At 24.7% G+C, this 519-nt stretch carries 1 pseudogene; it reads left to right on the top strand.

Going from position 1 to position 519, the window contains the following annotated elements:
• Positions 1-342: pseudogene (locus BUE91_RS07195) on the top strand (hypothetical protein); the annotation flags it as partial.
• Positions 343-519: the final 177 nt, after the last annotated feature.

The following is a 519-nucleotide window of genomic DNA, read 5'->3' as shown; positions in this document are numbered from 1 at the left end:
AGTAATGATAATTTTTCTGATGAAACATTTCTAGATTACAGTGCTAACTGGCGAAATACAAGTGCAAATGGGCAATTACCTAAAAGTGATCCAACAAATAAACTATTACATAAAGAAGAAATAAAGATAGATTTAGAGTATAAAAGAGAAGATGTAGAATTTAAAACAGAAAATAAGATTAAAGGAAAGATATTTACTGATAAACTTACTATAGATAAAAATAAATATAAGAAAAATGATAAAAAAAATAAAAACAAAGACTTTACAGTATTTTCAGCATATACATCAAATAAAGTAAAGAAGGAAATGTATCTTTTAAGAATGAATTTAGTGGAAGTGTAACAATATATGAGTTTATAAATCTAAAGTTAGGCTTAGGATTTGGAGCAGATGATGGATTAAAGAATAGAATAATAAAACCAGCAGATAGCTATTTATCATTAGGTTTAAACTTTAAAGAATATGGGAATTTAGAAATAAAAGTAAACTATGATAAAAGTGTAGGAATAAGCTATGGAT

This window comes from Streptobacillus notomytis (assembly GCF_001902585.1).
GTDB classification, from domain to species: domain Bacteria; phylum Fusobacteriota; class Fusobacteriia; order Fusobacteriales; family Leptotrichiaceae; genus Streptobacillus; species Streptobacillus notomytis.
This window is presented reverse-complemented; position numbering and strand designations above follow the sequence as displayed.